Source organism: Leptospira harrisiae (genome assembly GCF_002811945.1).
GTDB lineage: Bacteria > Spirochaetota > Leptospiria > Leptospirales > Leptospiraceae > Leptospira_A > Leptospira_A harrisiae.
In genome coordinates this window covers 1-21,230 of record NZ_NPDX01000005.1, presented here as the reverse complement: position 1 = coordinate 21,230, position 21,230 = coordinate 1, and the positions used below count along the sequence as shown (strand labels likewise).

Genomic DNA, 21,230 nt, shown 5'->3' with positions numbered 1-21,230 from the left:
TTAGTTGGTGATCAAATCTTTATGTTTGTTTTTCATTTGGATGCATTTTTTCTCTGAATCAATTTGTTTCAAAAGAGTTTTTTTGACTGGTGCTGGCAGACGTGGATGGTTTCCCGTAAACTTCTTAAGAATGAGAAGAGTTTCATCAGTACAAAAATCAGGCGCTAAACTTTTGGCAAAGGCATCTAAATAGTTTTCATCTTCTCCATTACTAAACTGGTCCAAAGCATTTAGGTAAGTATCTAAAAAACTGAGTTGGATGTCCTTTTGGTTTTCTGGAAAAAGTGAATAGGAAACCGCTCTAAGTGTGGATGATGAATATTGGCTAGATTTAGGATTTAAAAGTATTTGAATCCATTTGTCTTTTACGGCACGATTGGGTTCTGCACCTTCTGCCGCCAAACTAGAGTTTACCCCACGGCTAGATGGATCTGCTTTTTTCTCGCGATCGATGATAGTTTGGATTTGTGTTCTATCAGTTTCAAGAGAACTAAGTTTTATAATTAAGGTCCATCGTAAGTCTTGATCAATTTTTAATCCAGTAACTGACGTTTTGTTTTCTAAGAAGTCATACAATCTTTTTTTAGAAGCCGTTGTATAAGTTGCATCAATTAGAGATAAAAATAAATATCTTTGTTCATCACTTCCTGGTTTTGCTTTTAATAATTCACCCCATAAAAATGTTTGTAAGGAATTGAAATCACGAATTCGTTTTTCTTCAGGGAACCAAAACCGACTTGTGGTGTATGTAGATCCATTATCACCGGCAACTCGAGTTAAAATCCAACGTTTGATTTTGATATCAGTTTCTACGGGATACAAACGAATGGCAGTTTCCTTAAATTCATCAAATGTAATATTTGCAAGTTGCACTTGTCTAAAATAATCAGTCCACAAAATGAGTTTTCGCATTGGATCTGAATCAAATTCTAATACATATTCTAAGTTTTCTTTGTTAGATTCTGTCCATTTCCAAATGGAAAAGTCATGGTCTTCTGCATTGATGAAACTATAATTCGGACAAACTTTGATTTGAAAAATAGCATTTGTCGATCTACCGGAATAAACTACAGGAAACTCTTCAAAGGAAAGTTGTTTGTTTGGCTTATCAAAATAATAAAGTCCTAAGACAGTTTTATGATCACGGAGTTTGTTTTCCAAACCAGGTGCGGACTGCACAATTTTCCAATAAAATTGGTTTTCGGCACAAATGGTTGTTAGTTCCACTTGGTTAGTCCCTTTAGTTTCTAACCAATCCTTGGACCATTTTTTCATTGGGAAACCACTCGCAAATTCCAACTCTTTTAAAAAGTCAGCGAGTGTAGAATTTGAATAAGAATACTTTCTAAGGTAATTTTGTACTCCACGTTGGAAAGCGTCCTCACCAATAAAATAAACTAGTTGTTTAAGGACAGAGGCACCTTTGCCATAAGTAATTCCATCGAATTGTGTGAATGCCTCTTCCGTGTCAGAAACTTTTGCTTCTACAGGATGATTAGTGATATAACTATCTTCTTCATAAGCCCATTGTTTCATTTTTTCAAAAAAACTAATCCACGTTTCTTTGAATTCGGAATTCTTTGCTTGCGCCAAACTTGCCATATAAGTAGCAAAACTTTCATTCAGCCATAAACCATTCCACCAACGCATGGTGACCAAATTTCCAAACCACATATGCGCCATTTCATGTAAAACAACATCAGAAAGATTTTCTCTTTGGGATCTTGTCATAGGAGCACGGGATACAAATCGTTCGGAAAAAGTAACTGCTCCAACATTTTCCATGGCACCGAAATTAAACTCAGGTACTATGATTTGATCATACTTTAAAAATGGATAAGGGATCCCAAAATAAGAATTAAAAAAAGCAAATCCTTCTTTAGTAAAGGTAAACCAATCTTTTGGGTCAACATACTTTGCTAATGACTTTCTAACAAATAATCTTAATGGGATGGATTCAAAGTTATCTTCCCAAACTTGGTAAGGACCAGCATGGAGGGAAAAAACGTATGTGGATATTTTTGCGGATTCTGGAAAAGAATAAGAAATTTCATCTGGGTTTGTTCCTTTGGTTTGGCCATTAGCTAGGGTTGTGGATATTACCTTCCAAGTTTTTGGAACAGTGGCATTTAGTTTGAATGTGGCTTTTAAATCTGGTTGGTCAAAACAAGGGAACATTTTGTTCGCATGAAATGCCTCGAATTGTGAATACAAATACACTTCTTTATCATCTGGATCTGTGAATTTATGAAGACCGTTTCCTGTTTTGGCATATGGAGTTTCAAACTCAACCGTTAGAGTGTTGTTCCCAATCATTAGATTGTTTGCTGGCAATTGGATATGACCATTTTCATAAGGTATATTGGTAAGATTTTCTTCGTTTAAAATAATATCTTTTATTTTTCCGTGATAATAATCCAATCGTAAATCTCGAAGCTTTTTACCAAAAAATTGAATTTTTACCTTCCCTTCAAAACTATCTTTTGGTGTTAGATGGACATCCAACTCATAATGGATGTTTTCAATGATTTCAAATCTAGTCTCGGCCTCTGATTGTGTTAGGTGGTATACTGGTTTTTTGAGACGGCAATCTATAACCAAAAGAATGGAAAATAAAAAAAGTGTTTGTAGGATTTGTTTCATAGAAGCTCCGTCTCGTTAAGGTTGAAAGTTTCGAAATAAAATCGCCCAGTCGATAGACTTTCGATTTTTCCATTCTGGCTCACTATAGTATTTGCCACCAACCGAATTTAGAATCATTTCCATATACTCTTCGCCTGGATCAAAGTCTTTTGCATTTAAGAAAATCGAACCACCCCATTTTTTCTTAGCTTGGGTATGGCTAAAAACTCCAGATAGATCTTCTAATTTTTCATTTGAAAGTGGGATTTTGTATTTGGTAGCCAATTGGATGACAAGATCCTTCACAGTTTTGATTTGGTCGGGTTGTTTGAATAGTTCTTCCGTATCTTTAGCTACGATTTCGATTTGTATACAATTGTCATTGGTTCCGGTTGCCGCTGCAGCTCGGTCCTCCAAAACATCGACTAACTGGTATGCCTTCCCATTGTTGTCTACCATAATGGATGCGGTTAGGTTTCTTGCTTCTAGCGTGCGTAAGGATTTAAAATATTCTGAAATCGCTGTGTAATGTAAAACAATACAACTAGGTTTGATTTTTCCACGAAAAGTGTATTTCACTCTGTACTCTTCGGGTGGGAATCCTTTTTCATCTTTTTCTAAACTGGCAATGACAATTTTTTCTGCCTTGGTGATTCCTCTTCCATTTGTAGGTTTAAAAGTATCTTTTAGTATATCTTTGTTTTCTTTTTTTAATACCCATCCAGTCACAAATCTATCTTTCCAATCATCTTCCTCGTAAAATTCACCATCGATTTCTGAAAGGATTTGTTTGAGTGCAAGATCACTTCCACAAGGAGAAAAATCTACAAATCCGCCAAATCGTCGTTTGGTTTGATTATGAGTAAAAACTCCTTTTTTTGAGATAACATCATAATTGGATTTAGGTATGTTTAATTCTTCTGTTAGGTAAGAAATAATTTGATTCAAAACTCCACGTTGTTTTCGGTTATTATAAAGAGTTTCTTGTGTACCTTCATAGACTAGATGAATGGATTCTAAATCAATTCCTGGTGCAGCAGACCATTCATGATTTAAAAAGTTTGGATCACCAAAAATATTCCCATCTGCATCTACATAAACATGAAACATAAATTGGTTTTCAACTGAGAGTTTTATGAAGTCGGGTAACTTTCTTTTTCCAGAATTGTGTAAGACAATGGCTGATATAGACTTTGGGTCTCTAAACTTGGAAAGTGAGTTCCATTTTATACTCTTTGTCGACTCGAGTTCATTATAAGACACCAATCCTGTGATGTGAATGGAAGGATAGTCTGGTGCCTTTCGAAAAAAACCAATACACCCACTGGAAATAAGGAAAATGAGTGATAATTTTACAAGATTCTGACACAATGGGTTCAAAATCAAAGCAAGGAAAAGAGACTTGGAGCCGTATACACCCTTTATTCTATCGCGAAATCGTTTCTTAAAATTTTCTCTCAAATGTTTTGCCCTAACTGCAGTTTCGATTCATGGAGTGAATTGTGGTCCTGGCCTTTCCACTCCCACTCTCCGTGGAATATCCCCAGAACAATACCATAGTTTTCGTAGCTTGCAAGAAGTCTTCCTAAGCGACAACCCCATTCCGAATTTTGATTTGGGACTTGCATTAGATAATTATGTATACGGACATCCTTATCCCATTGAAACTGAAAGCGTTATACAGTTGTTAGCTAGTGTTCCATCATCCATTTTAGCCGCAATAGCATTGGATTTTTCGTTTACTCCGATTGTAAAACTACCTATGGAAGAAAGAATCAAACGATTGCAAGAATGGAAACATTCGTCTCTCGGTCTCAAACGTGGAGTTTACGCCATCCTGAGACAAATTTCATTTTTCCTTTTAAGTTCTGACAAAGAATACCAAAAATTTGTCGGTTATATCCATTAAGGCGGACATCATGGGAATTCCTCATTTAAACCAAAAAATCATTACTCCAAAAAAACATTCAGATACTATCAAAGAAAATAATATCAAAGATGGAAAATGGGAACTTACTGCGGACGTTGTTGTCATTGGGTCTGGTGCCGGTGGTGCCGTTGCCGCAAGTGAACTTGCAAAAAACGGATGGAAAGTTGTATTAATTGAAGAAGGAAGTTACTTTACGCCTGCTCAATTCAATTCAGACGAATTCCTTTCTCAAGCTAGGCTTTATCGAGATGCAGGATTTATTGTTACAGAAGAACAAACTTTATCTATTTTGCAAGGGAAGTCAATAGGTGGTTCTACCACTGTCAATTGGCAAACCTCTTTGTATCCTCCAGAATATGTAACCAATGAATGGAGCGAAAGATTCGGATGGCAAGGTTATTCTAGAGAGGAAATGGATCCTTATGTTTCAGAAGTACATGAAAGATTAGGTGTTCATGAAGTACCAGATAACTTGGTTAATGCGAATAACAATGTTTTACGAGTCGGTGGAAAAAAAATTGGTCTGACTCCACAGGTGCTACGTAACAATAACCGAGGTTGTATTGGACTTGGACGTTGTGGTTTGGGTTGTCCTATCAATGCAAAACAATCGGCATTCTTAACTTGGATCCCGGACGCAATTGAGGCTGGTGCCATTGTTGTTTCAAACATGCGAGCGGCAAAAATTAAAGAAGGAAAAATAAAAACGGTCATCGCTGAGTTTACTCCTGATGCTTACGAAGCCGCTCCTTCAGAAGTGATTCAAATTATGGAAATCAAAGCACCAGTGGTAATCGTTAGCGCTGGTGCCATTGAAGGACCTGCTTTATTACAAAGGAGTGGGATTGGAAATGGCTGGGTAGGTCGAAATCTAAAAGTCCATCCCACATCTACCATCTTTGGGAAATTTGACTCAGAAATCAAAATGTTCCATGGACCACCACAGTCCATAGTGATCAAAGATGGTCATAACCAAAATGGAACGGGTTATGGTTATTGGTTGGAAGCGGCGCCTTATCGACCCACTTTAGCCTCTTCTCTCGTCCCATTTTACGGCAAACAACAGTTTGATGTAATGAAGGATTTTACAAAATACAACGCTGGAATAGTGCTTGTGCGAGATGGGGCAGATGGAGAAGCAAACGCAAGTGTGAAGTATAGTTTAGGAAGACGTAAAGTCTATTTTGAACTAACACCCACAGACGGCCTCAATATGTTACGTGGTCTGAAGGCACTTGCGGAAGTGACTGTGGCAGCGGGCGCTAAAGAACTGGTTTTCCCTTTCACCAGATTTACAGAACCATACAAAGTCACAGGAAACGACAATTTTGATTGGATTTTGAAAGAAAGTACGAAACCTGGAGACCTAACAGTTGGTTCTGCGCATCCACATGGGTCCATTCAGTCGGCAAACGACCCTGAAAAGGGTGCAGTTGATTTAAATTTGGAAATTTATGGTCATAAAAACATATTTGTCATGGATGCCTCAGTTTATCCTACAGGACTTTCGGTGAATCCACAAATAACGACCATGAGTATCGTTCTCAGAGCTTCAAGAAATTTGGCTTCGCAAAAAGAAGAAAGAACGAAGATCTAACTTTTTTCCAAAAATCCCTTTCATTCCCATGGGTTCCAACTAGTTTGGAATCCGTGCGGAAATATCTTTCCTTAGTTTTAATCTTTGTAATCTTTCAACCTACACTCTTTGCCATCGATAGTGATGCGATGAAAGAAGGAAAAAAAGCTTTTTCTAAAAAAGCCTATGGCGAAGCGATTAAAAAATTTACAAAACACGCCGACTCACACCCGCAAGACGGTGAAGCATATATGTATTTGGGTTATATTTATGAATATAAAAAAGATTATCCCAAATCCATTCAAAACTTTAGAAGAGCTGCCGATTTGGATCTGGACAAAGACCAGAGAAAAACTGTCCTATTGAAACTTGCACTTTTTTTTAATTACCACCAAGATTGGAATCTTTCGGCAACATACTCATCTCGTTATTTAAAATATGATCCAAAAAACGAAGAAGTTCAAAAGATATATAATCGAGCCGTGGGAAACAAAGGAAATCCTTCTTCCTCACAATCCTATTCCCACCAAACAAAAGTTGATTCCAAACCTTCAGAAACAAAACAATCAGAAGGCAAAAAAGATTCTGTAAGAAAACATGAAGAAGTTACTGATGATTCGGAAACTACTAAACCGAGCGAACACTATGAACAACTTTTGGCAAATCAACCAAATTTAGAAGATCTTCGTTGGGATTATGTTTTGGCACTCTTCGAAGAAAAAAAATATGATAAAGCAGAAGCAAATTTAAAGATCCTCATTGAAAAAAATGCATCTAGGTCTAGATACCATTACAAACTTGGGATCGTTAAACTAAGACAGGATGATCCTAAGTCTGCGATTGAATCATTCGAAAGAGCAAAAAAAAATCCATTTTCAAAAGATACCAATGTATTCTTGTATTACGTTTATTTAAACGAAGGTATAGCCTTTCAAAAGTTAGCTGAACTAGATAAAGCTGAAATTTCTTTCCAACAAGCCTACAAACAACTACAAAAAGATCCTCCGCTTTTAGCATTGGCAAGATTATACGAACAAAAATCGGATTGGGAAAATTGTATTTCTAGTGCAGACAAAGCTTTATCTCTCAATCCAAATCAAATTGAATCCCATATGTTTCGTTTTGTTTGTATGTTTGAGGCTGGCAAAAGAACTAAAAAATTTGAAACGAGTTTCGCAAAATACGCTGAATTCATAGATTCTAAATTTCCCGACCTAACTCAAACCCCTGAGAAATACCAAGTCGGTTTTATTAAACTAGCAAGGCGTTATACAGAAACCAATGCCTTTGACAAAGCTGAATCTTATTTTTCTCTTTTGGAAGAAGATCCATCTCGGGCAGAAACTCGGGAGTTTTTATTTTATCGTGGGAGAAATTATTTTTATTCAGGGAAAGTGGATTTGGCCATTTCCATTTTACAAAAAGTAACCGGTTCGTCTTCAGGACACTATCTACTAGCAAGATGTTATTCTAAAAAGGGCGACCTAACCAAAACGAAAGAACAGTTTAAATTGGCAGCGGATTTAAAACCTGAGTATTGGACCTCTGAATCACTAGAAAAAGATTTTAGAGAGGTTTGGAAAGATTCGTCCTTTCGGGATTTTATTAATACAAAAGCGGGAACTGTGACTTCCCAAAACCAATCATAATCAAAGAAGATCTCGTTCTAAATTTTGAAAAACACAAAATCAAAAATCCTCGAAATCAGCGCTCCGAGGATTTTTTTAGTCTTCTTTGGAATCTTTTCCTGAACCAGGAGTTTTAAATAAATCGGCACGAAGTTTTTTAAAAGTATCGACGGAAATTTGTCCTGGTGCTTTTGGTTCACCTAATGTCATGTAGGTGAAAGAAGAGTGAAATTTATCTCCAAAAACTCGAGAAATAAGTCCAAGTTCTCCCATACAAATACCAATCATTGTATTTGATTTTGATAAAAGTTTAATATCGTTTAAAAAATCTGCAGTTTCTTCTATATCCTCTGGTGTGATCGCAAACTTGAAGATTGGGTTTTTCTTTTTTACTGGTTTTGCTTTATTAATGAAATTTGTCATTTCATTGGCAAGGATGGATTTTTTAAAAGAATGATAAGAGTAAATGATTCTGTAATTTAGTGTATCGTAATTGCGAAAAATTGTGTCTTCGCGATTTAATTCTATGTCTAGGTAATTGGCATTATCATTAAAATCTTTTAATATTCCTTCGACATCTTCGTGAAAAAGTTTAACATAGGAACGTACACTGCTATCCTCAGCTCTTCGATAAGTGAATAAAACAGGAAGGCCAAGTGCCTTCAGTTTTTTTTTCATTTCTTTTTGTATGTAGTTCCTGGAAAAAAGATCCAATCGGACTTCAATGATATCGACGTCCTTCACATCTTTTTTTTGTAAATGGCGAAGATCATCTTCACCAACAGAAGCTACAATTTTATATGAATCTGGCATAATGATTTAAAGTCCTTTTTGTAATAAATCGTGAAGGGAGATCATTCCCACAAATAATCCTTTTTCATCCACAACTGGTGCCACAGATATTGGCCGCTCCCTACCTTCCATTTTGATTAAAACATCATATGCTTTTTCATCAGGTAGGAAACTGCTCGGATTTGCATTCATCATTTCCTTTGCAGTAACAGTCGGTGAGAGAGTATTTTTAGTCAAAAACTTTCGGATATCATAATCGGTAATCAATCCAACTAGTTTAGAATTGGAATCAACTACGCCTGTGGCACCAATTCCTTTTTCAGTGATTTCTTTTAGAATGGTTTCTAAATTTGCATCGATTGGAATTGAAGCATTTTTGTCACCTTTTCGCATAACATCTGATAAATAGAGGGAAAGACGTTTTCCAAGCCTCCCTGCTGGATGGTATAAAGCAAAATCATTGGCTTGGAAATTTTTTAATTCCATAAGTGCTACAGCTATGGCATCCCCAAGGACTAAAGCGATAGTTGTACTGGATGTAGGTGCTAAATCCAAAGGACAGGCTTCTTTTAGAACTGGTGTGATGATGACCACATCGGAAAGGGAGGCTAATTTTGACTTGGGATTGGCAGTGATTCCTACTATCTTTGCTCCAATTTTACGGAGTGTAGGTAAAATATAATTTAATTCTTCAGATTCTCCACTTTTGCCAATGGCAAGAACCACGTCATCGGGTCCAACAATTCCAGAGTCTCCGTGTGAAGCATCCGTTGGATGTAAAAAATAAGCCGAGGTTCCGGTAGAGGAAAGTGTATGGGAAATTTTTTTAGCAATATCGCCCGATTTGCCAACACCTGTAACAATTACTTTTCCTTTTGATTTTAAAATTAGATCAATACAATCTTTTACGGATGGATCCAATTGGTCACGAAAGTGAACGAGAGATGATATTTCATCATCTAGTGCTTGTTTTACGATTGAGATAGTATCTTTTTCTTTCATACAATTAATTCCTCCCAGGCCAAATCATCCACTTTGATTTCATAAGTAACAGCAGCGTCAATTCCTGGAATCCTAAGAACCACTAAGGTTTTATTTTTAACTTTTAAAATTTCCATTGTTTTGCCAATCAGAGCTCCATTGATGATCCGGACGGTTTTTCCTTTTCCCAAAACTGATTCAGGGCTTACTTTCAATGTATCTGCGTATTTTTGAAGGCCATTTTCTAATTGATCCAAATCGTCTTGGGTCACCGTAGCTGGTTGGCCTTTATGAAATACAAAATGGTGGGAACCCGGTAATTGGAGGACTTTATTTTTATCCCGCCAGAAGACAATTTTAACAAAAATATAAGAAGGTAGAACAGGGACTTGGATCCACTTAAATCGATCCGTCCATTTTTTTCGTTCCTTGCGGATGGGGAGATAGTTATCCAAATGATATTTTTTTAATAATTCGCTTAGTTTTTTTTCCGCTCTGGGTTTTGTATACACAATGTACCAAGCACTTTCTTCTATGGGGGGATTAGTCTCGGACATCTAAACGGAACCTAATGGGTAGAACAAATTCTTTACCTTTGGAATATTGGAACTGCCAATCGGCGAGTTGCCGACGCACCTGTAAATCAAAGACACCATACCTACATGGGGTGACCACTGCAATTTTTTCTAAGGAGCCGTCTTCTTTGACAGTCAGCCTATACACACAAACATCTTCTAATTTTTGTTCTAAGGCAAGTGCAGGATAACTAAGGCAATTTTGGAATTCAGTAATTTCATCTTCTGTGGTTTTTGTCCCTTCTTCCTTTGATTGATTTTTGGAAGAGGAAGTCGCGGTAGTTCCAATTCCTGCAGAAAATTGCATTTGAATGGTAGATATACTACTTCCTTCTTTCCATTTTAAAAAAGGAGAATCTATGTCCCTTTTTAGGTTATAACCGAGTAGAGCGAATAGTAACACTAGGTGAAAGCCAAAGGCAATCAAAAGAGCCTTATATTTTGGACCTTCGAAGAGGATATGCATTCCAAGTTCATGAAAAACTTTATTGGAGAGAATGCAATCTCCATTTTCATTGTCCGTATATGCCTTCAAGTTGGGGAAAAATTTTCAGAGTATCAACGTTTGGTGAGTCACACGGAACTTCTGTCGGAGTTGTTGTGGATGGAGTTCCTGCCGGCCTACCATTTCCAGAGGAAGAAATCCAAAAGGATCTAACACGCCGTAGACCAGGTCAAAATGATCTAACCACGCCAAGAGATGAAAAGGATCGAATGGTTGTGGAATCAGGAGTGTTCCAAGGTAAAACAACGGGAAGTCCCATTCTTATGAAAGTAAACAACCAAAACACCATTGGGAGTGACTACGATGAAATGGCACATGTGTTTCGGCCATCACATGCAGATTATACTTATTCAGAAAAATACGGACACCGCGCTCATGTGGGTGGGGGACGATCTTCCGTTCGAGAAACTATCGGAAGAGTTGCTGCCGCAGGACTTGCTCGTGTTATTTTAGAAAGAGAACTTGGAATCTCTACAGTGGGCTGGGTGGACTCCATTGGAACGATCGATTCCGATATTAGCGAATCAGAATATCCTATTTCAAGAGATTTTGTAGACAATTTTCCAACAAGATGTCCAAAACAATCGTCCAATGACGATATGGAAACTCTCATTCGCAAACTTAGAGATGAAGGAGATTCTGTTGGCGGAGTTGTAAAAGTTGCAGTTCGAAATTTGCCACCGGGATTAGGTGATCCCGTATACGATAAATTAGATGCTGATTTGGCAAAAGCGATTTTGTCTATTTCCGCTTGTAAGGGATTTGAAGTGGGTTCTGGATTTTCCGGGACACGCCAAACAGGCAGAGTTCATAACGATGAGTTTTATATTGAACCGGGAACTGGAAAAGTAAAAACAAGAACCAATAATTCTGGGGGAATTCAAGGTGGAATTTCAAACGGAATGGATTTGATTCTTCGAGCAGCATTCAAACCAACTTCTACAATTAAAATAGAACAAAAAACCATTAATGATAAAAAAGAAGAAACTGTTTTAAAGGCAAAGGGTCGCCATGATGCCTGCGTATTACCAAGAGCAGTTCCCATAGTAGAAGCAGTGGTAAATTTAGTGTTAGTTGATGCTTATCTTTACCAAAGAGCCTTACAACCAAAATGGTTTATGAAATACGCTAATTTAGATTCTATTCCAGAACAATAAAGGAATTCTATAATACATGAATCGACCAAAAGTTTATAAAGTCCTGCTACTTGAAGATGATGAAAGTAGCGCCAAATTACTATTACATACTTTGGAAAGATATAACTTTGATGTCACGCATGTTGTGGATGGGATGTCGGGCCTTGCTAAAATCAGAAACAATAGTTATGATTTGGTGATTAGCGACGTCAATATGCCTTATTTGGATGGTATTAGTTTTTTAGAAAAAGGGAAAGAGATGTTAAAGATGACTCCTGTCATTATGTTAACCGCTGTTGGCGAAAAAGACCAAGTGCGAAGAGCAGCTCTCAGTCACGTCACTGCATATCTTTTAAAACCTATTGCAAACCAAGCCCTTCTCGAAAAAATCGCACAAGTTTTGCAGCTAAAACCAGAGAACATCATCGATAAAAAACAATTTCCATTGGCGGTCAATGTCACGGAACTATCTATTTCTCAAATGGTTTTGGACATCAAAGGTTGCCCGGGCAAAAAATCCACTGAGGAAATCTTTGATCGCTTTATGTTGTCCCTTGGAGGAAGAGGGACTTTTACCAATTTGAGAATCAATCTCGATAACGCCTTCTTTTACGAAGTCAGATCCTTACAAATTTTGGACGATCTCATCGCAAAAATTCTCAAACAAACCAATATTCGTGCTAGTTCTTTGTTTTTAGACTCGGAATTCTTCAATAACCATGTCGTGGATTTACAACCCTACGCATACCTTACCGAGGTAAATATAATTTCAAAATGAAGGTTTGACAAAAACCAAAGACCTAGGTCTAATCAAACCTAGGGGGCCTGTTCTTTGGTTAAGATAAAGATAGACGGAGTCGAATACGAAGTCGACGAAAAGAAAAACCTCATCGACGCCACAAAAGAAGTAGGAGTCGAAATCCCTTACTTTTGTTACCACCCAGCACTCAGCATTGTCGGTATGTGCCGCATGTGCCTGATTGAAATTGAGGGTGTTCCGCGTTTACAAGCGGCATGTAATACTCCTGTAAAAGAAGGAATGGGAATTGTTACTAAATCAGACCGAGTGATAGAAGCTCGCGCTGGCACAATGGAATTTTTACTCGCAAATCACCCGTTAGATTGTCCCGTATGTGATAAAGCCGGAGAATGTCGTTTGCAAGACAACGCATTTGGTTCTGGTTCGGGACATTCAAGGTTTGAATTCGATAAAAGAAATATTCCTCAAGAAGAGATTGGAACCAATCTCATCATCAATCATAATCGTTGTATTGTTTGTTATCGTTGTGTTAGATTTGAAGAAGAAAAGGTTGGTCAATCCAATCTTGGACTTTTTGAAAGAGGAAATCATTCCATCATTGGCCTTGCAAAATCAGAACCAATCGATCACAACTACCAAGGTGCTTTGGCAGATATTTGTCCAGTGGGAGCACTCCTTAATAATAAAACATTGTTTAAGTCTCGAGTTTGGTGGTATAAATCACACAAATCAGTATGTCACGGATGTTCCACAGGTTGTAATGTAACAACGAATGTGCGAGACAATAAAATGTATCGTTATATGGTTCGAGAGAACTATGAACAAGGTATGTTTTTCCTTTGTGACAAAGGAAGATTTGATTTGGATTGGATGAATGAAAATCGCCTCCATAGTTATTTGGAAGCTGGTAATCCTTCTACATCAAAAGAAGTTCTTTCTAAAATCTCAGATCGAATGAAAGCAGCTAAGTCGATCGCCGTTCTTGGTGGAGCCCATGAATCCAATGAAACTTTAGAATCTTTGAAAAAAGGTTTTGAATTGATTTCACGTGAGTTAGGTGGTAAATCTATCCAATGGGAATCACGTGTGACTGAGGCTCAAAACAAAGATACCGAACAAGTGGATTTTTTACTTACAAAAGACAACCATCCGAACACAAAAGGAGCTGTCGACTTAGGTATCACTACCACTTCGGGAATTTCTGGAATCATTAGTGCTGTTAAGTCCGGTGCCATTGATTTGGTGATTGTTTTGAAAGAATCCATTCCTGAAGGAATTGATCCTTCTAAAGTGATTGTTTTTGATACCAATTTGACAGATGCAGCGAAAAACGCAAGTTTGGCGGCACCAATTCAAATTTTTGCAGAATCGGCAGGTAGTTTTACCAATAAAACCGGGCTCAAACAAAACTTCGAACAGTCTTTGAATCCAATCAAAGGATTAGAATCGTCTGCCGGTGTTGTGAATTTGATTTTCCAAAAGTTAACTGAAAAAGTGGAGGCATCCGTTGGGAACCGTTAATATAGTCAACGTCGCCAAAAAACACCAGTTTTCTTGGTATGAGAAGTTCTATTTTTGGTCCATAGGCAAAGGCCTTTGGATCACGCTGAAACATTTCATTAAGGTAGCTTTGTTCAACAAACAAGTGACCATCGAATATCCTGATAAAAAACGTCAGTATTCGACTCGGTTTCGCGGAATGCACTCCATGAAACGAGATGAAAAAGGTAGGGAACGATGTACTGCTTGTTTTTGTTGTATGTGGATTTGTCCAGCCAACGCGATTCATATCGAAGCGGCAGAAGTGCCAACGGAACGCCAACACCTCCATCCAGAAGATAAGTTTGCTAAGAAGTTTGAAATCAACTTACTCCGATGTATTTTTTGTGGTCTTTGCGAGGAAGCTTGTCCTAAGGGTGCGATTTACCTAGATGGAACTGGGGAAATGGCTGCCGACAACCGTGAAGATTTATTTTTAACCAAAGAAAGAATGATGGAAAAAACTGGCGGACCGATTCTCGGCCAAAGGGTTTAAGTTTATCTTTTCTTTTTGATCAGACCACCCGGTTTTTGTTTTTAAAGAATCAATGCCGGGTTTTTTTAGTAATACCAACTTTATATAACTTCCGTGAATTCACTTTCTTTGATTCAAAAATCCCAAAACAACTTTTCTGATACAGAATTCTCAAAGAAATTCATAACGATTAAAAGTTTAAAATTTCTTTTTAGAATTTTTGTTTGGATGATAGTACTTGGATCTCATTTTGCACTCTCTGCTGAAACAACTATTATCGAAAATGAAGAAGATGAAAAACGTGTTTTAGAGAATCATGCATTTGAAAAGTTACGGTTTGGTCTGGCAAATCACATTCACTATTATAAAGTTAAAAAAACAAAAAACACAGTCGTAGAACAACGATCGGGCCGCAAACGTTTGTATGATCATAATTTGATTTTACGTTCGATCTTTCGAAATCGAATTTTACACCATGAATATGGTTCCATCGGACGTTTGTTAAATGGTGCTAGTTTTATTGATTTTGGAAGTGCCATTCTGTATGAAGAGGGAGCAGTGACGGTTCGTGATTTGTATGAAGACCAGTTCCTTTCTCGGTACATCAAAAAAATTGTAGCCACTGACATCAATGACCCGGAATACGATCACACACGGTACATTGAAATTCATATGACGGAGAGGGATCCTTTCCCTTTTGCTTTCAACGAAATTCCATATCGATTGGATGATCCTGAATACATTCGTGTTTTAACACGGATCTACACACCGAATGAATTTTCTCCAGTGATCTTTCGGAGTACCAATTCCGGTCCTGATTTGTTTTATACGGTGGATGAAATGCGGGAACATTTTCAATCGGTTTTAGAAGCAAACCCCCATCGCACGATTCTTTACTTTTTCAATCGTTACATTTTTTTTAGAACTCCCTGTGAATCCAAATTCCAACTCCTAGGAACCATCGATGAAAAGGTGGGAGTGAACCATAGTTTCAGCGCTTGGCGTTATGTAGACTGGAACAAACGAGAATTTTCAGAAGCCATAGAACCCAACTTCCGGTACATCCGCATCGCCGAAGAGCGAAATGAAAGCAAGGCAGACAGACTTGATTCTATGTTTTTGGGCTATGGATGCCAAATCCGGGCAAAATTACTCTTCTACCGTCACAAATTCATGAAAACTATGACGAAATGATGATTTTTTTACTTTTCTTATGAGGCGAACTCTGTACGTTTTTCCTAGAACACCCAGAGAGAGGTAAACCCATGGGGAATTCCTATATTATTGATGCTGTCCGAACTCCGAGAGGAAAGGGCAAAAAACGCGGGACACTTGCATCCGTCCACCCACAAGAATTAGCTGCTGCCACATTAAAAGCCATCCAATCACGTACCGGAATTGATCCAAAGACGGTTGAAGAAGTTGTAATGGGTTGTGTATCTCAAGTCGCTGACCAGGCTGCATGTATCGCACGTTATGCGGTTATGGCGGCACATTGGCCAAAAGACGTTCCTGGTTATACAGTAAACCGTTTTTGCGGATCTGGATTACAAGCCCTCAACAACGTTGCAAACCATGTTGCTTCTGGAGCTATGGAAATCGGAGTTGGTGGTGGAGTTGAATCCATGAGCCGTGTGAAAATGGGTGATGATATGATGGGACGTGATTTTAATGTTGGTAACGATAAAATTGCTGCTCACTACAACCTAGTACCGCAAGGTATTTCGGCTGACCTTATTGCAACGAAGTATGATATTTCTCGTGAAGAAGCAGATCGTTTTGCAGAATCTTCACAACAAAAAGCACATGCCGCAGTTCAAAATGGATACTTTAAAAAATCTGTGATCCCAATTACTTTGGATGATGGAACTGTTGTGACTGAAGAAGAAAACCCACGATTGGAATCAGATTATGCATTCCTTTCAAGCCTTGGTCCTGTATTCAAAACGATTGGTGAAAAAGAATTAGATGCAATTGCACTTCGTTCTTACCCTGAAGTAACAAAAATTAACCACATCCACACACTCGGAAACTCTTCCGGTATAGTGGATGGTGCTGCTGCGATTTTAGTAACTAACGATGAAGGACTCAAAAAATACGGTTTGAAACCACGAGCAAAAATTCTTGCAACGGTAGCAACTGGTGAAGATCCAACGATTATGTTAACTGGTCCTGTTTCTGCTTCACAAAAAGCATTGAAACAAGCTGGGCTAACGGTAAAAGACATTGACCTTTGGGAAATCAACGAAGCATTCGCTTCTGTAGTGTTATACGTAAAGAAAACACTCGGAATTGATGAATCTAAAATCAATGTGAACGGAGGAGCGATTGCTCTTGGACACCCACTCGGTGCCACTGGTGCGATCCTTACAGGAACTGTTCTTGACGAGTTGGAAAGAAGAGACCTTCGTTACGGACTCATCACTCTTTGTATCGGTGGCGGTATGGGTATCGCAACGATCATCGAAAGATTGAAGTAAGATAAAACTTTAAAAATTTAAAAAACACGTTTGGATCTCGTTAAACCGGGGTTTAAACGTGTTTTTGCTTTTTTGCTCCCTATGCCGCTTGCTTAGCTACTTTGTTTTTTTAATTTCCGTGTCATGACCTTCATAAATTCCTCTTTTCCCTTTTTCACTTCTTTGAGTTGAGATTTGATTTCTGCGGGAATTTCAAAATACTTTTCTGCCCACAATTGTATTTCAACAAGGATTGGTAAAAGTTCGATTGCTTTGTTTGTCAGTTGATAAAGGACTTTTGCTTTGCTAGTTGGATGTTCTGTTTTTTCAATGAGGTCGTTTTCTTCTAAACTTTGGAGTCTTGCTGCCAGGATGTTTGTGGCAATCCCTTCCTCTGATTTCAAAAAATCACCATAGGTTGATTTATTAAAGAACATCATATCTCTAATGATGAGTAAAGACCATTTGTCGCCAAATATGTCTAGTGAGCAGCTGAGAGGGCATTCTGACCTTTTTTTGGCTTTTTCCATTCATTTTCCTCCAATAAAAACTTAAAAAATATTATAAAAATATCACTTGCAAAATAAAAGTGATATTTTTACTTGCAAATTGCAAGTAAAAATTAAAAAACAGAGTCCAATCTATTATGAAACAAACAATTTTAATTACCGGCGCTTCCTCAGGTTTTGGTTTGATTGTCGCAACCAAACTTCACGAAAAAGGTTATCATGTCATAGGTACAAGTCGTGACCCAAACAAAGTAAAAGTGCCTTTCCGAATGTTGCCTTTGGATATTGCCGATGATAGTTCTATCAAGGTTTTCCGTAATGAATTGTTCAAGCATATTTCCCATTTAGATGTATTGATCAATAATGCCGGCTTTTATTTGTCGGGACTGGCAGAAGAAACATCCATTGAAGAAGGTAAAAGGCAATTTGAAACTAACTTTTGGGGAACAATCAAACTGACAAAAGAATTATTACCTGACTTTAGAAAACAAAAATCCGGTAAAATAATTACCGTTGGATCCATTATGGGTCTATTGAATTTTCCAAGTGCTTCGTATTATGGCGCTTCCAAACATGCGTTAGAAGGTTTTTTTAAATCATTACGTTTTGAATTAAATGAGTTTAATGTTAAAGTGGCAATGGTGGAACCAATGGGTTTTAAAACCAATATCATTACTAATGCTGTGAAATCTGAAATCAAAATTGATGACTACAACCAATACCGAGGTAAAATCGAAAGATTTGCAAAAGATTTGTTTGGAAATGCACCAGAACCAACTCCAGTGATCGATACTTTAATCAAATTGGTTGAAACTAAGAATCCAAAATTTAATCATCCCGTAGGGAAAGGTGCATCGGTAATTTTGGCAATACAACACTTCGCATATAAATTATTTGAAAATTCAATGATTAAAAACATCAATCGATTTAAGGGATAAAACGATGAAAGCTTTTCAAGTAACACGTTACGGTAAAAAAGAAAAACTGGTACTTTCAGAAGTACCAGTTCCAAACATTAATGATAACGAAGTTTTGGTGCAAATTTATGCAACGGGAATTAATCTACTAGATTCATTAATCAGAAATGGTGACTTTAAAATTTTCCTTCCTTACAAACCTCCTTTTACTAACGGACATGATATGGCTGGTGTTATCACAAAAGTGGGAGTCAATGTTTCGAAATTTAAAGTTGGTGATGAAGTTTATGCAAGGCCTTCTGATTTTCACATTGGAACCTTTGCGGAGTTTATCGCTATTTCGGAAAATGATTTAGCATTGAAACCAAATAACATTTCGATGGAAGAATCCGCATCGATACCATTAGTTGGGCTTACTTCTTGGCAAGCATTGGTGGAGATAACAAAGGTTCAAAAAGGGCAAAAGGTATTCATCCAAGCTGGTTCTGGTGGAGTAGGGACATTTGCAATCCAACTAGCAAAACATCTGGGTGCCTTTGTGGCAACTACAACCAGTTCGGCAAATACGGAATTGGTGAAAAGACTTGGCGCTGATTTAATAATCGATTACAAAAAGGAAGATTTTTCAACTATATTAAAAGATTATGATTTGGTGCTACATAGTAACCGAGAGTCTAAAATACTTCATCAGTCTCTGCAAATTTTGAAACAAGGTGGAACACTAATTTCTCTTACGGGGCCACCAACCAGTGAATTTGCAAAAAAAATCGGCTTAGGTTGGTCTTTCCAATTTTTGATGAGTTTGTTAAGTATGTCGGTAAAACGAAAGGCAAAAAAGTTAAATGTTAATTTTGAATTTTTGTTTATGAAGGCAGATGGAAATCAGTTAAGTGAAATTACCAATTTGATTGAAGCAGGAAAAATTCGTCCAGTGATTGATAAGGAATTTCCGTTTGAACAAACCAACGAAGGCATTTCTTATATAGAGTCCGGGCGTACTAAAGGTAAAGTGGTTGTAAAAGTCAAATAACCAAAATTTTGCTTAGAAAGATTCAAGAATATTTTGGGACAATTTCACCTAACAATAATTTAAACGTATTGCAAATTATTCTAGATCAAATAAGAAATGTAATATGAGCGTAACACAGACATTTACTGGCACAATTTGCAACCATTGTAACTTCAAATTTGCTGAAGTTTTAAAGGGTTGTCCATCCTGTGGCAGTGAATCCACTGAAAAAGTGGACTTAAAAGAGAATGGAACCATTCATTCGTTTACTGTTGTGTACGTTGGATTCGGCCATATGGCTACTCGTGCACCTTACGTTCTTGCGATTGTTCAAACCGAAGAAAATGTAAAACTGACGACGGTAATTGAAGGTGTAACTGATTTTAGTACGGTTAAAATTGGAGATAAAGTTAGATTCAAAGGTACCGACGAAAAAATTGGTCCCGTATTTCAATATTAAGTCCGTTTGCTTATATCTTTTTAAATTCAAATTTTTTCTACTACCAAGTAAATAATGATCAGGGATGTATTGAGTAACAGTTAGCTGAAAATGAAACCTACTCCCTCAAATCAAAAAACTAAAACTAAATTAAAATTTCCCTCGGAAGAAGTTTCATCTTATTATTTTAACCTTACACCAATGATGTTAGAAAAATTTATGGAGATTCGAAATTGGATTTATGAACTGTCAGAAAAGGATCAACGTATAGGCGAAATTGAAGAATGTTTGAAATGGGGAGAGCCTAGTTTTTTAACTCCAAAAACAAAATCAGGCTCAACCATTCGGATTGCGAAAGTAAATGAATTCGAATTTGCACTTTATTTTAATTGTAAAACCACAATAGCTAAAGAAATTGCGATGGAATTTCCGGAATGGAACTGTGATGGGAAAAGGGCTTTATATTTTTCTGTAACTAAAAAACTATCTAAACCAAAACTCATTGTTTGCCTAAAGAAAGCATTGTTGTATCACAAAAGATAAGAATGATAATTCGGTACTATATAATTATAAAATTAATTTAAAAATTTTTTCGCAGAAGTATCTTACTTTAATACATCAATGAATTTATCAAATATCTCTTTTTTTGAAACTGGTTTTGATAGAAAACCGCTAAATCCTGCATCATCTATTTCACGTTGTTCCTCCAAAGTCACATTAGCAGTAAAAGCTATTATTGGAGTGAATTTAAATCGATCAGAATCTATTTTGCGGAAAATTTTTAGTAATTCGAATCCATTTAAAGTGGGCATTTGAATATCCATTAAAACAATATCGAACAAATTCTCTTCATACATAGAAACTGCTTCGTAACCACCTGCAGAAAGATTTATATGAAACACTTCTTTTTCTAAGAATTTTTTTACAATAAGCAAATTTTCTTGGACATCATCAATGATTAGCACTTTTAAATTTTGAAATTGCCCTTTTGTTTGTGTGAATTGAAAATTTTCTAAATTGGTAGAGGTAGAAATAATTAATGGAATTTTAAATACAAATTCTGATCCCATTCCTAATGTACTTTTGACGGAGATACTACCATTCATAAGTTCAACTAGTTTTTTAGAAATTGCTAAGCCTAAACCAGTACCTCTTTGAAAAATTTGATTCGAATCGTGAGCTTGGTAAAATCTTATAAATAATTTACTAATTTTTTCCTCGGTCATCCCAATTCCAGTATCTTTGACTTTAAAAACAAAGTACTGATTATTTTCCAAGCTAAGTGTTAAACTAACTTGTCCATTATTGGTAAACTTAAATGCATTACTCAGCAAATTAAATAAAATTTGTGATATTCGATTTGAATCACCCTTAACAA

21 protein-coding genes are annotated in these 21,230 nt (G+C 37.0%); 13 read left to right on the top strand and 8 right to left on the bottom strand.

The genetic code is table 11. The annotated features are described in order from the left end of the window. The gene (gene pepN / locus CH364_RS14815) at positions 1-2,643 is read right to left on the bottom strand and encodes an aminopeptidase N (protein ID WP_100743716.1); all 2,643 of its coding nucleotides are present in this window, start codon (positions 2,641-2,643) and stop codon (positions 1-3) included. A gap of 15 nt (positions 2,644-2,658) precedes the next feature. Next, positions 2,659-4,083 carry a peptidoglycan recognition protein family protein gene (locus tag CH364_RS14810; RefSeq protein ID WP_100743717.1) on the bottom strand — a complete coding sequence of 475 codons (1,425 nt, stop codon included), beginning with the start codon at positions 4,081-4,083 and terminating at the stop codon, positions 2,659-2,661. Between CH364_RS14810 and CH364_RS14805 the strand changes: the two genes are divergently transcribed. From CH364_RS14805 to CH364_RS14795, 3 genes are read left to right on the top strand one after another with little or no spacing between them, the layout of a single operon-like run. Beyond that, the gene (locus CH364_RS14805) at positions 4,025-4,531 is read left to right on the top strand and encodes a hypothetical protein (RefSeq protein WP_207762258.1); all 507 of its coding nucleotides are present in this window, start codon (positions 4,025-4,027) and stop codon (positions 4,529-4,531) included. The two genes, CH364_RS14810 and CH364_RS14805, sit on opposite strands and share 59 nt — an antisense overlap. Positions 4,532-4,538: 7 nt before the next feature. Beyond that, on the top strand, positions 4,539-6,149 hold the full coding sequence (locus CH364_RS14800) for a GMC family oxidoreductase N-terminal domain-containing protein (RefSeq protein WP_207762281.1): 1,611 nt from the start codon (positions 4,539-4,541) through the stop codon (positions 6,147-6,149). Positions 6,150-6,193: 44 nt separating this feature from the next. Beyond that, on the top strand, positions 6,194-7,777 hold the full coding sequence (locus tag CH364_RS14795) for a tetratricopeptide repeat protein (protein ID WP_100743719.1): 1,584 nt from the start codon (positions 6,194-6,196) through the stop codon (positions 7,775-7,777). 75 nt (positions 7,778-7,852) lie between these two features. Here CH364_RS14795 and CH364_RS14790 read toward each other — a convergent pair whose 3' ends face one another. Genes CH364_RS14790 through CH364_RS14775 form a run of 4 tightly spaced genes read right to left on the bottom strand, consistent with a single transcriptional unit; the run spans position 7,853 to position 10,570 of the window. Continuing rightward, on the bottom strand, positions 7,853-8,569 hold the full coding sequence (locus CH364_RS14790; RefSeq protein ID WP_100743720.1) for a type I 3-dehydroquinate dehydratase: 717 nt from the start codon (positions 8,567-8,569) through the stop codon (positions 7,853-7,855). A gap of 6 nt (positions 8,570-8,575) precedes the next feature. Continuing rightward, positions 8,576-9,550, bottom strand: a complete 975-nt coding sequence (locus CH364_RS14785) for a KpsF/GutQ family sugar-phosphate isomerase (protein ID WP_100743721.1) — start codon at positions 9,548-9,550, stop codon at positions 8,576-8,578. After that, a complete protein-coding gene (locus CH364_RS14780) occupies positions 9,547-10,086 on the bottom strand; it encodes a UpxY family transcription antiterminator (protein ID WP_100743722.1) in 540 nt (179 codons plus the stop codon). The genes CH364_RS14785 and CH364_RS14780 overlap by 4 nt, the downstream gene beginning before the upstream one ends. Next, entirely contained in the window at positions 10,073-10,570 is a 498-nt protein-coding gene (locus CH364_RS14775; RefSeq protein WP_243401339.1) for an LIC_10042 family TonB-like protein, read from the bottom strand. Before CH364_RS14775 ends, CH364_RS14780 begins: the two co-directional genes overlap by 14 nt. Positions 10,571-10,629: 59 nt before the next feature. Here CH364_RS14775 and aroC point away from each other — a divergent pair, with 59 nt between their 5' ends. The 6 genes from aroC to CH364_RS14745 all read left to right on the top strand — a co-directional run bounded on the left by aroC (position 10,630) and on the right by CH364_RS14745 (position 16,999). Further along, on the top strand, positions 10,630-11,766 hold the full coding sequence (aroC, locus tag CH364_RS14770) for a chorismate synthase (protein WP_100743723.1): 1,137 nt from the start codon (positions 10,630-10,632) through the stop codon (positions 11,764-11,766). 16 nt (positions 11,767-11,782) lie between these two features. After that, complete coding sequence (locus CH364_RS14765; protein WP_100743724.1) at positions 11,783-12,523, top strand: response regulator; 741 nt, start codon at positions 11,783-11,785, stop codon at positions 12,521-12,523. Between the two features lie 54 nt (positions 12,524-12,577). Next, positions 12,578-14,026: an NADH-quinone oxidoreductase subunit G gene (locus CH364_RS14760; RefSeq protein ID WP_100743725.1), complete on the top strand. Its 1,449-nt coding sequence runs from the start codon at positions 12,578-12,580 to the stop codon at positions 14,024-14,026. Next, positions 14,013-14,540, top strand: a complete 528-nt coding sequence (locus tag CH364_RS14755; protein ID WP_100743726.1) for a NuoI/complex I 23 kDa subunit family protein — start codon at positions 14,013-14,015, stop codon at positions 14,538-14,540. Before CH364_RS14760 ends, CH364_RS14755 begins: the two co-directional genes overlap by 14 nt. Positions 14,541-14,747: 207 nt before the next feature. After that, the gene (locus tag CH364_RS14750; protein WP_100744718.1) at positions 14,748-15,713 is read left to right on the top strand and encodes a hypothetical protein; all 966 of its coding nucleotides are present in this window, start codon (positions 14,748-14,750) and stop codon (positions 15,711-15,713) included. 71 nt (positions 15,714-15,784) lie between these two features. Continuing rightward, the gene (locus tag CH364_RS14745; protein WP_100743727.1) at positions 15,785-16,999 is read left to right on the top strand and encodes an acetyl-CoA C-acetyltransferase; all 1,215 of its coding nucleotides are present in this window, start codon (positions 15,785-15,787) and stop codon (positions 16,997-16,999) included. A 92-nt stretch (positions 17,000-17,091) separates the two neighbouring features. Here CH364_RS14745 and CH364_RS14740 read toward each other — a convergent pair whose 3' ends face one another. After that, on the bottom strand, positions 17,092-17,508 hold the full coding sequence (locus tag CH364_RS14740) for a winged helix-turn-helix transcriptional regulator (RefSeq protein WP_100743728.1): 417 nt from the start codon (positions 17,506-17,508) through the stop codon (positions 17,092-17,094). A gap of 116 nt (positions 17,509-17,624) precedes the next feature. On the opposite strand from CH364_RS14740, the gene CH364_RS14735 reads away from it, so the two are divergent. From CH364_RS14735 to CH364_RS14720, 4 genes are all read left to right on the top strand, one after another. Beyond that, a complete protein-coding gene (locus CH364_RS14735) occupies positions 17,625-18,425 on the top strand; it encodes an SDR family oxidoreductase (protein ID WP_100743729.1) in 801 nt (266 codons plus the stop codon). Between the two features lie 4 nt (positions 18,426-18,429). Next, positions 18,430-19,434 carry an NADP-dependent oxidoreductase gene (locus CH364_RS14730; protein WP_100743730.1) on the top strand — a complete coding sequence of 335 codons (1,005 nt, stop codon included), beginning with the start codon at positions 18,430-18,432 and terminating at the stop codon, positions 19,432-19,434. A gap of 103 nt (positions 19,435-19,537) precedes the next feature. Then, positions 19,538-19,873, top strand: coding sequence for a Zn-ribbon domain-containing OB-fold protein (locus CH364_RS14725; RefSeq protein ID WP_100743731.1), 336 nt, complete (start codon positions 19,538-19,540; stop codon positions 19,871-19,873). Between the two features lie 90 nt (positions 19,874-19,963). Next, positions 19,964-20,395 (top strand): hypothetical protein, encoded by a 432-nt coding sequence (locus CH364_RS14720; protein ID WP_100743732.1) that lies wholly within the window; start codon positions 19,964-19,966, stop codon positions 20,393-20,395. Between the two features lie 62 nt (positions 20,396-20,457). Here CH364_RS14720 and CH364_RS14715 read toward each other — a convergent pair. Continuing rightward, positions 20,458-21,230, bottom strand: a 773-nt coding sequence (locus CH364_RS14715) for an ATP-binding protein (RefSeq protein ID WP_125232009.1), incomplete at its 5' end; no start/stop codon positions are given.

Coding starts and splice junctions, on each gene's coding strand:
- CH364_RS14720 (WP_100743732.1), top strand. CDS start 19,964: ATGAAACCTACTCCCTCAAATCAAAAAACTAAAACTAAATTAAAATTT.
- CH364_RS14725 (WP_100743731.1), top strand. CDS start 19,538: ATGAGCGTAACACAGACATTTACTGGCACAATTTGCAACCATTGTAAC.
- CH364_RS14780 (WP_100743722.1), bottom strand. CDS start 10,086: ATGTCCGAGACTAATCCCCCCATAGAAGAAAGTGCTTGGTACATTGTG.
- pepN (WP_100743716.1), bottom strand. CDS start 2,643: ATGAAACAAATCCTACAAACACTTTTTTTATTTTCCATTCTTTTGGTT.
- CH364_RS14745 (WP_100743727.1), top strand. CDS start 15,785: ATGGGGAATTCCTATATTATTGATGCTGTCCGAACTCCGAGAGGAAAG.
- CH364_RS14750 (WP_100744718.1), top strand. CDS start 14,748: ATGATAGTACTTGGATCTCATTTTGCACTCTCTGCTGAAACAACTATT.
- CH364_RS14775 (WP_243401339.1), bottom strand. CDS start 10,570: ATGCATATCCTCTTCGAAGGTCCAAAATATAAGGCTCTTTTGATTGCC.
- CH364_RS14765 (WP_100743724.1), top strand. CDS start 11,783: ATGAATCGACCAAAAGTTTATAAAGTCCTGCTACTTGAAGATGATGAA.
- CH364_RS14790 (WP_100743720.1), bottom strand. CDS start 8,569: ATGCCAGATTCATATAAAATTGTAGCTTCTGTTGGTGAAGATGATCTT.
- aroC (WP_100743723.1), top strand. CDS start 10,630: ATGCCTTCAAGTTGGGGAAAAATTTTCAGAGTATCAACGTTTGGTGAG.
- CH364_RS14740 (WP_100743728.1), bottom strand. CDS start 17,508: ATGGAAAAAGCCAAAAAAAGGTCAGAATGCCCTCTCAGCTGCTCACTA.
- CH364_RS14735 (WP_100743729.1), top strand. CDS start 17,625: ATGAAACAAACAATTTTAATTACCGGCGCTTCCTCAGGTTTTGGTTTG.
- CH364_RS14730 (WP_100743730.1), top strand. CDS start 18,430: ATGAAAGCTTTTCAAGTAACACGTTACGGTAAAAAAGAAAAACTGGTA.
- CH364_RS14785 (WP_100743721.1), bottom strand. CDS start 9,550: ATGAAAGAAAAAGATACTATCTCAATCGTAAAACAAGCACTAGATGAT.